13 protein-coding genes, 1 tRNA gene and 1 pseudogene are annotated in these 14107 nt (G+C 69.4%); 10 read left to right on the forward strand and 5 right to left on the reverse strand.

The window, feature by feature from the left end; translation table 11 throughout:
- Window positions 1-102: 102 nt before the first annotated feature.
- Window positions 103-588 (reverse strand): hypothetical protein, encoded by a 486-nt coding sequence (locus tag ABZ717_RS27295; RefSeq protein ID WP_358515708.1) that lies wholly within the window; start codon window positions 586-588, stop codon window positions 103-105.
- A 333-nt stretch (window positions 589-921) separates the two neighbouring features.
- Window positions 922-1019, reverse strand: a tRNA-OTHER gene (locus ABZ717_RS27300).
- Here ABZ717_RS27300 and ABZ717_RS27305 point away from each other — a divergent pair.
- Window positions 975-2276: pseudogene (locus ABZ717_RS27305) on the forward strand (FAD-dependent oxidoreductase); the annotation flags it as partial. The gene ABZ717_RS27300 and the pseudogene ABZ717_RS27305 sit on opposite strands and share 45 nt — an antisense overlap.
- Here the strand turns inward: ABZ717_RS27305 and ABZ717_RS27310 are convergent.
- Together ABZ717_RS27310 and ABZ717_RS27315 are read right to left on the reverse strand one after the other, a co-directional pair.
- Entirely contained in the window at window positions 2264-2941 is a 678-nt protein-coding gene (locus ABZ717_RS27310) for a metal-sensitive transcriptional repressor family protein (protein ID WP_358515710.1), read from the reverse strand. The pseudogene ABZ717_RS27305 and the gene ABZ717_RS27310 overlap by 13 nt on opposite strands.
- Window positions 2942-3018: 77 nt before the next feature.
- A complete protein-coding gene (locus ABZ717_RS27315; RefSeq protein ID WP_358515713.1) occupies window positions 3019-3309 on the reverse strand; it encodes a metal-sensitive transcriptional regulator in 291 nt (96 codons plus the stop codon).
- Between the two features lie 281 nt (window positions 3310-3590).
- Between ABZ717_RS27315 and ABZ717_RS27320 the strand changes: the two genes are divergently transcribed.
- From ABZ717_RS27320 to ABZ717_RS27340, 5 genes are all read left to right on the forward strand, one after another.
- Window positions 3591-3836 carry a DUF2630 family protein gene (locus ABZ717_RS27320; protein ID WP_358515716.1) on the forward strand — a complete coding sequence of 82 codons (246 nt, stop codon included), beginning with the start codon at window positions 3591-3593 and terminating at the stop codon, window positions 3834-3836.
- Between the two features lie 120 nt (window positions 3837-3956).
- Entirely contained in the window at window positions 3957-4601 is a 645-nt protein-coding gene (locus ABZ717_RS27325; protein ID WP_358515719.1) for a DUF4126 domain-containing protein, read from the forward strand.
- Between the two features lie 53 nt (window positions 4602-4654).
- Complete coding sequence (locus ABZ717_RS27330; protein WP_358515722.1) at window positions 4655-5332, forward strand: HAD family hydrolase; 678 nt, start codon at window positions 4655-4657, stop codon at window positions 5330-5332.
- Window positions 5333-5531: 199 nt separating this feature from the next.
- Window positions 5532-7529, forward strand: a complete 1998-nt coding sequence (locus tag ABZ717_RS27335; RefSeq protein WP_358515725.1) for an acetoacetate--CoA ligase — start codon at window positions 5532-5534, stop codon at window positions 7527-7529.
- Between the two features lie 174 nt (window positions 7530-7703).
- Complete coding sequence (locus ABZ717_RS27340; RefSeq protein WP_358515727.1) at window positions 7704-8963, forward strand: heparan-alpha-glucosaminide N-acetyltransferase domain-containing protein; 1260 nt, start codon at window positions 7704-7706, stop codon at window positions 8961-8963.
- A 22-nt stretch (window positions 8964-8985) separates the two neighbouring features.
- Here the strand turns inward: ABZ717_RS27340 and ABZ717_RS27345 are convergent, their stop codons facing one another.
- A complete protein-coding gene (locus tag ABZ717_RS27345; RefSeq protein WP_358515730.1) occupies window positions 8986-9672 on the reverse strand; it encodes a hypothetical protein in 687 nt (228 codons plus the stop codon).
- A 358-nt stretch (window positions 9673-10030) separates the two neighbouring features.
- Here ABZ717_RS27345 and deoC point away from each other — a divergent pair, with 358 nt between their 5' ends.
- From deoC to ABZ717_RS27365, 4 genes are read left to right on the forward strand one after another with little or no spacing between them, the layout of a single operon-like run.
- Window positions 10031-10978 (forward strand): deoxyribose-phosphate aldolase, encoded by a 948-nt coding sequence (deoC, locus tag ABZ717_RS27350; protein WP_358515733.1) that lies wholly within the window; start codon window positions 10031-10033, stop codon window positions 10976-10978.
- A gap of 2 nt (window positions 10979-10980) precedes the next feature.
- Window positions 10981-12411, forward strand: a complete 1431-nt coding sequence (locus tag ABZ717_RS27355) for an aldehyde dehydrogenase family protein (RefSeq protein WP_358515736.1) — start codon at window positions 10981-10983, stop codon at window positions 12409-12411.
- Window positions 12404-13342: an aldehyde dehydrogenase family protein gene (locus ABZ717_RS27360; protein WP_358515739.1), complete on the forward strand. Its 939-nt coding sequence runs from the start codon at window positions 12404-12406 to the stop codon at window positions 13340-13342. The genes ABZ717_RS27355 and ABZ717_RS27360 overlap by 8 nt, the downstream gene beginning before the upstream one ends.
- A 59-nt stretch (window positions 13343-13401) precedes the next feature.
- Entirely contained in the window at window positions 13402-13971 is a 570-nt protein-coding gene (locus tag ABZ717_RS27365; RefSeq protein WP_358515742.1) for a GNAT family N-acetyltransferase, read from the forward strand.
- Window positions 13972-14107: the final 136 nt, after the last annotated feature.

Here is a 14107-nt window from a genome sequence, read left to right on the forward strand (position 1 = left end):
GCGTACCAGGGTCACGGCCACCGGATCCCCGTCCTGGGCCAGCGTCACCAGCTCCGGCAGTCCCGCGACCGCCCGCCCTCCCCCTTCACGCGGGTCGGGAACCTAGGAGGTTTCCGTGTCCTCGGTGACGTTCTCCACCGGCTGGGTGACGTTCTCGTTCGGAGCGTCGCCGGTCACCTCGTCGGCTTCCCCGGCTTCTTCGGCCTCCGGAGCCTCTTCGGTCTCGTCCGGGGCCTCGTTCTCCGGAGCGTCGTCGCCGAACGCCGGAAGGTCGAGCTCCTCCAGGGCTTCCGCCGGGCCCTTCGCTTCCAGGAGGGCCCCGAACATCTCCAGCGCTTCGGGGTCGCTGAGCAGCTCGACGGCGTCCTCATCCGCGAGGAGCTCCTGGACCTGCGGGTCCTCTAGGAGCGCCGCGGCCTCGGGCGACAGCTCCTGGCCCGGTTCGGCGACCTCGTCGGTGGTGTCGGTGACCTCCTCGCTCGGCTCGGTCACCTCGTCCGGCGGGTCGGCGAAGGCCGCCCCGACTCCGAACACGGTCAGCCCTCCGGCCAGCACGGTGGTGGCGGCGATCCTGGTGAACGATCGCATACGAGTTCCTTGCCCCTCTCCTGTCACGGGTCAACACGTTCCATACGTGAATGACTACACACAGTGGCCAACCATGTATGTCGGATGGCCGCTCCGGCAACAAAGGGGAGGTTTCGTCCCAGCGAAGTTCCCGTATGCCGTCACGCGGGAGGACCAATGCGGCACAAAGTCCCGGGAACGTTCCGTGTGGGTTCCCGGGAAAACGGGACGCGTGCTCGTACATTCGACGGCGGTGAAGTGGGTACTCCTGCGTCCGACGGCCCGCAGACGCGAAGGACGTCCCGCCCCCGATACGAAGAAGGAGCGGTGAACACATGTCTCGGCCTCGGATCGTGGTGGTCGGTGCGGGATTCGGTGGACTTCACACCGTGCGCCACCTCGAACGCCGCATTCCCAACGGTGCGGCCGACATCGCCCTGGTCGCACCGAACGACTACATGCTCTACAGCCCGTTGCTGCCCCAGGTGGCCTCGGGGCTCCTCACCCCGCAGTCGGTGGCCATGTCGGTACACCGGCTCATGAAGAAGACCCGGTTCGTGCCCGGGCACGCGGTGGGTGTGGACACCCAGGACCACACCGTGGTGGTGCGACGCCCCACCGGCGAACTCGCGCCCGTGCCCTACGACCGGCTCGTCCTGGCGCCCGGTGGACTGACCCGGGAGTTCGACATCCCCGGCCTGACCGAGTACGCCTACGGAGCCAAGACCCTCGCCGAAGCGGTCCTGCTCCGTGACCACGTGCTGGGCCAGCTGGAACTGGCCAACGACTCCAAGGACCCGCTCGAACGGGAGGAACGCTGCCGCTTCGTGGTGGTCGGTGGCGGCTACACCGGTGTGGAGACCGCGGCCTCGCTCAAGCGCCTGTGCGAGGAGGCCGCTCGCCTCTATCCGGAACTGCGCTCGGTGATCCGCTGGCACCTGATCGACATCGCGCCCAAGGTCCTGCCCGAACTCGGTGACCGACTCGGCCGCAAGGCCCTGAACCTGCTGCGGAACCTGGGCGTCGAGGTCAAGCTCAAGGTGACCGTCCGTGAGGTCACCGCCGACAAGGTCGTGCTGACCGACGGGCGCGCCCTGCCGTGCCGAACCCTGATCTGGACCGCGGGGGTCTCTCCCAGCCCGCTCATGGAGACACTCGGCAAGCCGACGATGCGCGGCCGGCTGGAGGTCGGCGCGGACCTGTCCGTTCCCGGAGAGCCGGACGTGTTCGCGATCGGTGACGCGGCCGCCGTGCCCGACCTGTCGAGCGCCGAGAGCGCCTATTGCCCGCCCACGGCCCAGTACGCCAGCAGGCAGGCGGCCACCGTGGCACAGAACGTGGTCAACTCGATCCTGGGACGGCCGCTGAGCGAGTTCCGGCACAAGGACATGGGGCTGGTGGTGGACCTGAGCGGCAGTGACGCGCTCGCCCGCATCATGAGGTTCGACCTGAGCGGTCTGCCGGCGCTGGGCGTCACCCGCGGCTACCACGTGATGGCGGTGCCCTCGGCCACGGCACGGGCGCGGATCATCGCCAACTGGGGGATCCGCGCCGTCACCGGGGGAGAGGTCGCCCGGATGGGGTTCGCCGACGAGGGGCGCCCGTCGTCGTTCGTGGCCAACGAGAAGGTGGACTACCTGGACGCGGAGAGCGCTCGCAAGACGGGCGCCCGCCTGCGGGAGAACGAACAGGATCGCTACGGAGACTGAGCCGAACCCTTGTCGAGGGCTCCGGGAACGTCGGAGGACGTGGTTCCGGGGCCCTTCGCGTTCCGGGCGCCGCGCCGACGGATGACGATGATGAGGATGACCGCGACCGCGATCAGGGTCGGCGCCAAGAGGAGTTTCCACGGGTCGAAGAGGCCGGGCGGGTCGGCCAGGAAACGACGGGCCGGGGAGTCGGGATCGGCGAGGATCGTCGCGACGAACACCGCGGACAGCGCGATGGTGACGACCAGGGCCACTTTCCCCCAGAGCCCCCGCAACCCCATACGTCGCCGCAGTACCCCGCCCGCCTCGATGATGCGGGTCACCCGGGCCAACCGCAGCGTTGCGGCGATCCTGACCAACCGTAGGAGCTGGGCGGGGCCGAGCGTGAAGACGATCGCCGGCACCGTCAACACCGCGACGAAGGTGCTCCACCGGTGGGTGCGCAGCCAGTCGAGCTTGTTCTCGGCCAGCGCGATGAGCAGGATCCACTCCGCCCACAGGACCAGCCCCGCCAACCAGTTGACCCGCGCCCCGATCTCGGACCAGATCCCCTCGCCCCACAGGGAGAGGAAGACCGCCGGAACGGAGAGGGCGGCGCTCAGCAGGACGGGGATCGCCAGGTGGCGTTCGAGCGTGGTGGAGAGGGTGTTCTGTTCGGGGGCCATGGCGAGAACGTAGCCTGATCAGGGATGGTGCCGGCGACCCGTGGCCGGGACCGGCCGAGTGGGAGGCGGGACGGTCGTCAGGAACGGACCAGGCGGGCGATGGCCTCGGAGGCCTCGCGGACCTTCTCCTCGGCCTCCTCGCCGCCGCTGGCCACAGCGTGCGCGACGCAGTGCTTGAGGTGTTCGTCGAGCATGGACAGGGCGAAGGAACGCAACGCCTTGTTGACCGCGGAGGTCTGGGTGAGGATGTCGATGCAGTACTGGTCGTCCTCGACCATGCGCTGCAGGCCACGGATCTGGCCCTCGATGCGGCGGAGCCGGTTGACGTGGCTCTGCTTGTCGTGGCTGTAACCGTGGTTCGCCGTCATGCCGCCGTTTCCCTCTTGTGCCTGCTCAACTGCCATAACAATACCCCCTAAAGGTATTCAAGGGCGGGGCCTCGTGGTCTATTCCGCCCGGCCGGCCGCCGACCCGGAACGAAACACCACCAACGCGGCCGTAGTAGGAGTTTCCCAGACCGCCGGGACCTTCGGCCCCGGGTCACGGGTCCGACGCCGTTCCCGGCCTCGCGTAAATGTTCGGTCCGAACCGGACAACCCGGGGTGCCCGGCCCTTGCCCCGGTCTCCGGAGCGCGCGGACCATGGCGTTATGAGCGACAGCGCCGAACAGGACATCATGACGACCATCCGCGGGTTGATGGACGAGGAGCACGCGCTCCGCTCCACACCCGGTGGACTGGAACCGGCCGAACGCGGTCGGATGAAGGAGGTCGAGGAGGCGCTCGACCAGTGCTGGGACCTGCTGCGTCAGCGACGGGCCAAGGACGAGTTCGGGCGGGACCCCGACGACGCCGAGGTCCGGCCGGTCTCCGAGGTCGAGAACTACCGACAGTGACTCGGCGCCGGCCGTTACGCGCAATCCACAACCAGAGGCCCTTCCGGAGCGTCAACATGGATGACCGCCGGCTTCGAGGAGCCGGCGCCGATTCCTGTCCGTCGTGCACGAAGGAACCGCATGTTCGCCACCCTCACCGGGTTGGGCCTGGCCTCCGCGTCCGGGCTCAACGCCTACGTCCCCCTGCTTCTGGTGGGGTTGATCGCCCGATTCACCGAGCTGGTCCCGCTCGGCCCCTCCTGGACCTGGTTGGAACACCCGATCACCCTGATCAGCCTCACCGTTCTGTTGGTGGTGGAGTTCGCGGCGGACAAGATCCCCGCGTTGGACAGCCTCAACGACGCCGTTCAGACCGTGGTCCGGCCGTCCGCCGGTGGCATCACGTTCGGGGCGGGCGCCTCGACGGTGGAACTGGCCGAGATCACGGGTGAGGCCTCCGGGGCGGCGGCCGGCTCCGGCGGGGTGGCGTGGGGCGCGGTCATCGCCGGCGCCCTCATCGCGCTGGCCTTCCACGTGGTCAAGGCGCTGGCCCGGCCGGTGATGAACGCGATGAGCTTCGGCGTGGCCGCCCCGGTGGTCTCCTTCCTGGAGGACGTCGTCAGCTTCCTGACCTCGGTGATGGCGATCCTGCTACCGGTGCTCATCCTCATCGTGTTCCCGCTGATGGTGCTGTTCGCGGTGTGGGTCGTGCGCCGACGCCGACGGATCCGCGCGGAACGTCGGTCGGTCGATCGGGAAGGCCGTGACCTGGGAGACCCCGCCTGAGGGTGGCCGAAACCGCATACCGGAAATCGGCCCGTGGCCGTAAAGTGCATCCGATGCCTGAGATGACTTTCGAGAACAGCGACCCCCGCCACATCGTCTGGGACTGGAACGGAACCCTCCTGGACGACAACCACGCCAACCTCGCCGCGGTCAACGCCGTCTGCGCGGGGTTCGGCCGCGAACCCGTGGAGTTGGAGTACTGGCGTTCGATCTTCCGCCGCCCGCTCGTCTCCTGCTACGAGGAACTCCTCGGACGTTCCTTCGCCGAAGGGGAGTGGGACCGGGCCGAGGAACTGTACGACACCAACTACGTGAAGTACCTGCCCACATGCGACCTCGCACCCGGTGTCCCCGACGTCCTGCACGACTGGACCGGCACGGGCGGCACCCAGTCGCTGCTGTCCATGGCCTCCCACGACCACCTGGTCCCGCTGATCGGTGAACGCGGGCTCACCTCGTACTTCACCCGGGTGGACGGACGCAGGTTCGAGACCGAGCAGGACTCCAAGGCCGAGCACCTGATCCACCACCTGCGCCACCAGGAACTGGACCCGACCCGGGTCGTCCTCATCGGCGACATCGACGACGACGCCCGCGCCGCCCGCGAGGCCGGCGCGCAGCCGATCCTGGTCGCCGGCGGACTGATGTCCCGCGAGCGTCTGGAGGCCACCGGCGCCGTGGTCGTCGACTCGCCCGCCGAAGCCGTCGCCATGGTGAAGTCCCTGAACTGAGTCGATCGGCCATGGGTCAACGTAGGAACCCCACTCTTTCCAGGACTTCGGAAGTGGGGTTCCCACGTACTTCCACGACCGTGGTGACCTGCGAACTCCATGGAATCCACTAGGTCGGGCCGGCCCGTGATCGCGAGCACGGCGTGCTGTTAGATGGGTCTCGAAGCAACGCAAAGCCACGCGATCGGAAGGCGGGCCAATGACGGAGAGCAGCGTGCCCCGTGTGCTCTGGGAACCCGACGAGCGGCGGATCGACTCCGCCAACATCGTGGCGTTCGCACGATGGGCCGCACGGGAGAAGGGCGTCGATGCCTTCGGCGGCGACTCCACCGAGGCACGGGACTTCGACTACGACGCCCTGTGGCGCTGGTCGGTCACCGACGTCGACGGGTTCTGGGCCTCCATCTGGGACTACTACGGGGTCCGGGCCGACACCCCCTACGAGACGGTCCTGGCCGACCGGAGCATGCCCGGGGCGCGGTGGTTCCCCGGCGCGACCCTCAACTACGCCCGGCACATCTTCGAGGGCCGTGACGACGACGCCGTCGCGATCCGGCACGCCACCGAACTGCGCGGACTCGGCGAGTGGACCTGGGGCGAGCTGCGCGAGCGCACCGCCGCCATCGCGGCCGGGCTGCGCGAACTCGGCGTGGGCGAGGGCGACCGGGTCGCCGCCTACCTGCCGAACCTGCCCGAGACGGCCGCCGCGTTCTACGCCGTGGCCTCCCTCGGCGCCATCTGGTCCTCCTGCTCACCCGACTTCGGCGTGCGCAGCGTCATCGACAGGTTCGCCCAGATCGAACCGAAGGTGCTGTTGGCCGTGGACGGCTACCGGTACGGCGGCAAGGACTTCGACCGTCGTTCCGTGGTGGAGGAACTGCGCGGAGCCCTGCCCACCGTGGAACGCACGGTCCTGCTCGACCACCTGACCCCCAAGGCCGAGTCGGCGGGAGTCCTTCCCTGGGCCGACCTGGTGGCCTCCGGCGCGGGCGCCGAACTGACCTTCACCCCCGTTCCCTTCGACCACCCCCTGTGGGTGCTCTACTCCTCGGGCACCACCGGTCTGCCCAAGGCCATCGTCCAGGGCCACGGCGGCATCCTCCTCGAACAACTCAAGAACCTGAACCTGCACCTGGACGCCCAGGAGCACGACCGCGTCCTCTGGTTCACCACCACCGGGTGGATGATGTGGAACTTCCTGGTCAGCGTGTTGCTGACCAAGGCCTCCATCGTCCTGTACGACGGCAGCCCCGCCGCCCCGAACATGGACGCGTTGTGGGACCTGGCGGCCGAGGCCGGGGTGACCGTGTTCGGCACCAGCGCCGGGTACCTGTCCTCCTGCATGAAGGAGGGCGTGGTCCCGCGCGAGGGGCGCGACCTGTCCGCGCTCAAGGCGATCGGTTCCACCGGTTCCCCGCTCAGCCCCGAGGCGTTCTCCTGGGTGTACGAGGAACTCGGCCCCGACCTGTGGCTCTTCTCCACCAGTGGTGGCACCGACATCTGCAGCTGCCTGGTCGGCGGCACCCCCACCCTCCCCGTGTACGAGGGCGAGATCCAGTCTCGCGGGTTGGGCATGGCGGTGGCCTCCTGGGATCCCGACGGCAAGGAGCTCGTCGGGGAGGTCGGCGAGCTCGTGGTCACCGAACCCGCGCCGTCCATGCCGGTGTTCCTGTGGGGCGACGCCGACGGTTCACGCCTGCGCGACAGCTACTTCGCCGTCTACCCGGGGATCTGGCGGCACGGCGACTGGATCGAGATCACCGACCGCGGCACCGCGATCATCTACGGCCGCTCGGACTCCACCATCAATCGCGGTGGCGTGCGCATGGGCACCAGTGAGATCTACCGGGCGGTCCTGGCCCTGGACGACGTCCTGGACGCCCTGGTGGTGGACGTCCCGCAGCAGGACGGCTCCTCGCGGATCGAACTGTTCGTGGTGCTGCGCGAGGGCGCCGACCTGGAGGGCGACGTGCCCAAGGAGATCGCCCGCAGAATCCGCACCGACTGTTCGCCCCGACACGTCCCGGACCGGGTCCGCGCCATCGCCGCCGTGCCACGGACCCTGTCCGGCAAGGTGCTGGAGGTTCCGGTCAAGCGGATCCTCATGGGTGAGAGCCCGGAGAAGGTGGCCAGTCGCGACTCGTTGGCCAACCCCGAGGCGTTGGACCACTTCAGCGAGATCGTCGACGGAGGCTGATCCGGCCCACGAACGGTCGTCCCCCGCCCAACACCGGACCCGGTGCTCGGCGGGGGACGCGGTCCACGCCCCGAGGTTCGCCCGGTGGGCGGGCCTTTCGGCCGGCCGAGTGTGGCCGTTAGGAGAACGTCAGGGCGTTGGAGACCCACGCGCGGTCGGCATAGCCTGACAAACGTGGCACAGAACCAGTCTGACGACACCGGCACCCTTCCCGACGACCGTCCCCCCGCCAAGAATCGTGTCGACGGCATCGACGCCGCTCGGGCGCTCGCGGTTTTCGGCATGTTCGCGGTCCACCTCGGGGTGGTCTCCTTCGGGCTGCTGCCCGAGGAACAGGGCTGGGAGCTGCACGGACTGGTCCGGGGTAACTCCTCGGCGCTCTTCGCCTTCCTCGCGGGAGTGTCCCTGGCCCTGATGAGCGGACGCGCCGAACCGGTCTCGGGCCGGCCACTGCATCGGGTGATGGTCAAGATCGTGGCCCGGTCGCTGGCCATCGGTCTGCTCGGTCTGTTCCTGGACTCGCTCGCGGTTCCGGTGGCCATCATCCTCACCTACTACGCCGGGTTCTTCGTCCTGGCGCTGCCGTTGATCCGCGCTCGGGCGGTCGTGTTGTGGGTCGCCGCCGCGACCCTGGCCGTGTTCGGTCCGATCGTGTCCTTCCTGTTGCGCCAGGACCTGTTCCCCGCGCAGCCGCGTACCGGCGCCGTCACCTCCTTCTCGGAGTTCTTCCTCACCGGCTACTACCCGGCCATCACCTTCATGGCGTTCATGTTCGCGGGTATGGCGGTGGGCCGCACGGACCTGACCGCGACGGTGGTGCGCGTGCGCATGGCCGTGGGCGGCGCGATCATGACCGCCATCGGCTACCTGGGGCCGTGGGTGCTGCTCTACCCGATGGGCGGCCTGGACCGGCTCACCGAGGCCCACAGCACCTTCCTCAACGGTTCGCCGCTGAGCTCGGTGGACGCCGGGACCGCCGAGGAACTGCGCTGGAACACCATCGACGCCATGCACAGCATCAGCGGGCAGGTGCACACGGACAGTTGGTGGTGGCTGGCGGTGGGCACCCCCCACACCGGGACCACCTTCGAGATCTTCGAGGCCGTCGGCCAGGCGTTGCTGGTGTTGGTGATCTGCGTGCTGCTGGCCGAGCGGCTGCCGCGCGTGATGTACCCGCTCACCTCGGTGGGCCGGATGCCGCTGACCGTCTACACCGGGCACATCCTCGTCCTGGCGGTCATCGTCGCCCTCCACCCGGAGAACGCCGCGGGCGGACCGTTCTACCTGGAGTGGTTCATCCTCGGCTCGTTCGTGTTCGCGACCTTGTGGCGCCCGTTGCTGGGGCGCGGACCGCTCGAACTCGGTCTGGGCAAGGTCGCCGAGGGCGCGGTGGTGCTGATGGACGAGGCCGGCGGCCGGGACCGGCGCGGCTGAGGGAGACGACCGAGCGAGGCGCTCAGCGGCCCTCGGGCCGTCGGATGTTGGCCGAGGTGCGGTCCCGGTGGGCGAGCGAGTCGGTGGTGGTCCGGGTGTTCTGCCGGATCAGTCGGCGGGCGTCGTCGGCGGCCGAGCGCGCCACCTCCGGGCGGGCCACCGGCCGCTGCGCGAGTTCGGCGTCCTCGGGCAGCCCGATGTCCATGGGCAGCCCGGCCCTGCCGATCACCCTCAGCTGGGAGGCCTCCTGGGAAAGGGAGGGGCGGATGTCGCCGTCGGGGGTCTTCCAGGCGGCCAGACGATGGACGAACCAACGCCCGCCTCGGAACTCCTCGCCCCGGTCCCAGACCGACCCGTCGGGGCGTTCGAGGAGGGCGTGCCGCAGGTCGGCCAGGGTCCACCCGGCGGAGAAGAAGCGGGCCGACTCGGCCTTGAGGAAGGCGAAGTCCACCCCCCGCAGTGACGGGTCCTCCCGGCGGATCAGCTCACAGGCCTCGTGCACGGCGTGCGGGGTGTGCCGTGGTCGGTGCTCGGGGTCCGCGACGGGTTTGCGCAGCAGGGCGTCGTCGACGGTCACGATCACCTCACCCCGCCGGTTGTCCCAGACGCTCACGTCGTCGCGCGCCCACCCCTGGGACTCGGCCAGGGCGAGCGCCATCTTGCGCAGGTCGACCTGGGTGTCGTCGCTGCTGATCCGGAATTCCGCCATGGCGCCCAGCGTAGCCGCGAGGCGCGACGTTCGCGCTCGCTCCGAGTCGCTCAGGGGAGTGGTCCGGTCTAGACCGCGCCTGGGGCGAGGGCGGGGGACCAGGCCGGTGAAAGGGCCGTTCTGGGGCTTTTCGAGCGCCTGTTGGGAGGAAGGGACAACGATCACATGGCATGAGCCTTAGAGATTTCTCCAACCTTGATGACCCCGAACACACGAGGCGATGCCACCGACGGGGCCCGGGGTTATGGTGACTGCCTGACGGCCCCGGCCGGGACGCGGAGCCCCCGCGGACGACCCGGGACCCGCCGTCCCCGCCCAACCGGTGGCGGACGGTCACAGTGAACCGACGAAGCTGTAGGTGCCCGTGTCACACACCGCGACCGCGCCCGAGGCGACCACGAACCACGCGCTTCGGGCCTATCTGTACGGCCTGCCCGGTGTCGACGAGGTCGGCGCCCGGGCCCGGGCCCAGGACCTGTCCACCCGGTCCATCAAGACCACCGCCAAGGCGGTCGCCATCGACCTGGCGATCTCCATGGTGGACCTGACCACCCTCGAAGGCGCCGACACCCCGGGCAAGGTCCGATCCCTGTGCGCCAAGGCGGCCCTGCCCGACCCGGCCGACCGCACCGTGCCCAAGGTGGGCGCCGTGTGCGTCTACCCGGACATGGTCGCCACCGCCGTGGAGGCGCTGCGCGGCACCGGCATCGGGGTGGCCTCGGTCGCCACCGCCTTCCCCGCCGGGCGCGCGCCCCTGGACGTCAAGCTCGCCGACACCCGACGGGCCGTGGCCGACGGCGCGAGCGAGATCGACATGGTCATCGACCGCGGCGCGTTCCTGTCCGGCGACTACCTGAAGGTGCACGAGGAGATCGTCGCGGTCAAGGAGGCCTGCGGGGACGCCCACCTGAAGGTCATCCTGGAGACCGGTGAGCTGAACACCTACGACAACGTGCGCCGCGCCTCCCACCTGGCCATGCGCGCCGGTGGCGACTTCATCAAGACCTCCACCGGCAAGGTGGCCCCGGCCGCCACGCTCCCGGTCACGCTCATCATGCTGGAGGCCGTGCGCGACCACCACGCCGCGACCGGTCGTCGCGTCGGCGTCAAGCCCGCCGGCGGCATTCGCAACACCAAGGACGCCATCCGCAACCTGGTGCTGGTCAACGAGACCGCCGGGCCCGAGTGGCTCACCCCGGACCTGTTCCGGATCGGTGCCTCCAGCCTGCTCAACGACCTGCTCATGCAGCGCACCAGGCTGTCCACCGGCACCTACCCGGGCCCCGACTACTACACGCAGGACTAGCCGTGATCTTCGAGTACGCGCCCGCACCGGAGTCCCGCTCCGTCGTCAGCCTGCGCGAGACCTACGACCTGTTCGTCGACGGCGAGTTCACCCCGGCCCAGGGCGGTGAGTACGTCACCGACCTCAACCCGGCCGACGAGGAGGAACTCGCCCATGTGGCGGTGGCCGGGGCGGCCGACGTCGACCGCGCCGTCGCCGCCGCCCGCCGCGCCCAGGAGACCGTGTGGGGCCGCATGAGCGGCGCCGAACGCGGCAAGTACCTGTTCCGCATCGCCCGGATCATCCAGGAGCGTTCGCGCGAGCTGGCCGTCCTGGAGACGCTGGACAACGGCAAGCCCATCAAGGAGACCCGCGACGTCGACGTTCCGCTGGTCGCCGCGCACTTCTTCTACTACGCAGGTTGGGCCGACAAGCTCGCCCACGCCGGATTCGGCCCGAACCCGAGACCGCTGGGCGTGGCCGCCCAGGTCATCCCGTGGAACTTCCCGCTCCTGATGCTGGCGTGGAAGATCGCCCCGGCGCTGGCCACCGGCAACACCGTGGTGCTCAAACCGGCCGAGACCACCCCGCTCACCGCGCTGGTCTTCGCCCAGATCTGCCAGGAGGCCGACCTGCCCCCGGGCGTGGTCAACATCCTCACCGGTGCGGGTGAGACCGGCCGGGCCCTGGTCGAGCACCCGGGCACCGACAAGGTCGCCTTCACCGGCTCCACCGAGGTGGGCCGACAGATCGCGCGATCCGTGGCCGGCACCGACAAGCGCCTCACCCTGGAACTGGGCGGCAAGGGCGCCAACATCGTCTACGACGACGCGGCCATCGACCAGGCGGTGGAGGGCGTGGTCACCGGGATCTTCTTCAACCAGGGCCACGTGTGCTGCGCCGGTTCGCGTCTGCTGATCCAGGAGTCCATCGCCGAGGAGTTCCTGCCCCGGCTCAAGGCGCGCATCGCCAAGCTGCGCCTGGGCGACCCGCTGGACAAGAACACCGACATCGGCGCGATCAACTCCGCCGCCCAGTTGGAGCGGATCCGCGAGCTCACCGCCACCGCCGACGAGGAGGGCGTGGAGCGCTGGTCGCCGGCCTGCGACCTGCCCGAGTCCGGCTACTGGTTCGCGCCCACCGTGCTGACCGGCGTCAGCCAGGCCCACCGGGTGGCCCGCGAGGAGATCTTCGGCCCCGTGCTCTCGGTGCTGACCTTCCGCACGCCCGAAGAGGCCGTGACCAAGGCGAACAACACCCCCTACGGGCTTTCCGCCGGGGTGTGGACCGAGAAGGGCTCGCGCATGCTCTGGACCGCCGAGCGTCTGCGCGCCGGCGTCATCTGGTCCAACACGTTCAACAAGTTCGACCCGACCAGCCCCTTCGGTGGCTACAAGGAGTCGGGATACGGCCGCGAGGGCGGGCGACACGGTTTGGAGGCCTACCTTGGCTGAGCGGCGCGAGAACAAGAAGAAGGGCGGGGCCCCGGCCGAGGTCGACGCCGAGGTCCCGGCCCGCCTGGCGGTGAAGAAGACCTACAAGCTCTACCTGGGCGGGGCCTTCCCCCGTTCGGAGTCGGGCAGGAGCTACCCCGTGACCTCAGCGGACGGTACCCATCTGGCCAACGCCTCACTGGCCTCCCGCAAGGACGCCCGTGACTCCGTCGCCACGGCCCGCAAGGCCTTCGGCGGCTGGTCCGGACGCACCGCCTACAACCGCGGCCAGATCCTCTACCGGATCGCCGAGGTCATGGAGGGACGGCACGCCCAGTTCGCCGAGCAACTGGTCGCCGCCCAGGGGATCACCCGGGCCAAGGCCGACCGTTACGTGCGGGCCGCCGTGGACCGCTGGGTGTACTACGCCGGCTGGACCGACAAGTTCGCCCAGGTCATCGGGGGCGCCAACCCCGTCGCCGGGCCGTACTACAACCACTCGGCGCCCGAACCGACCGGTGTGGTCGTGGTGTTCGCGCCCCAGGGCGCGCCGCTGCTGGGCCTGACCTCGGTGCTGGCCCCGGTCATCGCCACCGGCAACACCGCGGTGGTGGTCTCCTCCCAGACCGCTCCGCTGCCGTCGATCGAGCTCGCCGAGGTGCTCGCCACCTCCGACGTTCCCGGCGGGGTCGTCAACATCCTCACCGGGAACGTGGGTGAGCTCGGCCCGCACCTGACCGCGCACGCCGACGTCGACGCCCTGGACCTGGCGGGTGCGGGCGACCGGGCCGTGGAGTTCGAGAAGGCCGCCGCCACCACCCTCACCCGGGTACTGCGCCCCGGACCGGAGGCCGACGGTGGCGAGGAGGCCTGGCTCGACACCGACCCCGGCACCTCTCGCCTGACGCCGTTCCTGGAGACCAAGACGGTTTGGCATCCGGTCGGAGTGTAAGACTGACGGTCGGGCCCGCTTCGCGAACGAGGCGGGTCCGCTCCGACAGCGAGTGGAGGATGAAGGTGCCGGTGAACACCCCCGAAGAGGTTCAGCCCCCCGTCCCCGAACACCGCACGGTCCCCGGACTGCGCCTGGTCCGTCTGGACCGCAACAACCCCGAGGTCGAACTGCTGCGTGAGGTGGTGGCCCGTCAACGGGTCGCCCCCGGGCAGCGCAGGTTCGTCGACGAGGCGGTGCACACCCTGCCCCGTGCCGACGACGACCCCGAACGCTTCCCGTACGCCATCGTCCTCACCGAGGGCGACCTGTCCGACCACGCCGGCGCCTTGAGGGCCTGCGTCGGGTTCGGCATCATCGACCGCCGCGGGGTCCTGCGCGAGATCGTCGACGAACCCGACGAGGCGGTGCTGTTGCGCGCCTTCTACGTCGCACCCGAACACCAGGGCAAGGGGATCGGCCGCACCGCGTGCTCGGCCCCGCTGCTCGACCTGCTCGTCGTCCAGGTCGCCCCCCGCGCCGAACAGATCGTCCTGTGCCTCAACGAGGGCAACGAGGACGGCGAACGCACCTACCTCGCCGCCGGGTTCGCACCGACCGGTCGCCACTACGACGCCGGCGAACAATGAAGATAATTAAATTGAAAAGGAGTGAGACAGCATTCTGTCTCGCTCCTTTTCAATGTTGTGATTTAAGAAATTAATTTAAGTTTATAATCCTGAATGGACGTTGTAGTGCCATCTAATTGTCTATAGATAATATGGT

This window comes from Nocardiopsis sp. NPDC006832, assembly GCF_040635885.1.
Taxonomy (GTDB): Bacteria; Actinomycetota; Actinomycetes; order Streptosporangiales; family Streptosporangiaceae; genus Nocardiopsis.

Coding starts and splice junctions, on each gene's coding strand:
- ABZ717_RS27295 (WP_358515708.1), bottom strand. CDS start 588: ATGCGATCGTTCACCAGGATCGCCGCCACCACCGTGCTGGCCGGAGGG.
- ABZ717_RS27335 (WP_358515725.1), top strand. CDS start 5,532: ATGACGGAGAGCAGCGTGCCCCGTGTGCTCTGGGAACCCGACGAGCGG.
- ABZ717_RS27345 (WP_358515730.1), bottom strand. CDS start 9,672: ATGGCGGAATTCCGGATCAGCAGCGACGACACCCAGGTCGACCTGCGC.
- ABZ717_RS27310 (WP_358515710.1), bottom strand. CDS start 2,941: ATGGCCCCCGAACAGAACACCCTCTCCACCACGCTCGAACGCCACCTG.
- ABZ717_RS27315 (WP_358515713.1), bottom strand. CDS start 3,309: ATGACGGCGAACCACGGTTACAGCCACGACAAGCAGAGCCACGTCAAC.
- ABZ717_RS27365 (WP_358515742.1), top strand. CDS start 13,402: ATGAAGGTGCCGGTGAACACCCCCGAAGAGGTTCAGCCCCCCGTCCCC.
- ABZ717_RS27330 (WP_358515722.1), top strand. CDS start 4,655: ATGCCTGAGATGACTTTCGAGAACAGCGACCCCCGCCACATCGTCTGG.
- ABZ717_RS27320 (WP_358515716.1), top strand. CDS start 3,591: ATGAGCGACAGCGCCGAACAGGACATCATGACGACCATCCGCGGGTTG.
- ABZ717_RS27325 (WP_358515719.1), top strand. CDS start 3,957: ATGTTCGCCACCCTCACCGGGTTGGGCCTGGCCTCCGCGTCCGGGCTC.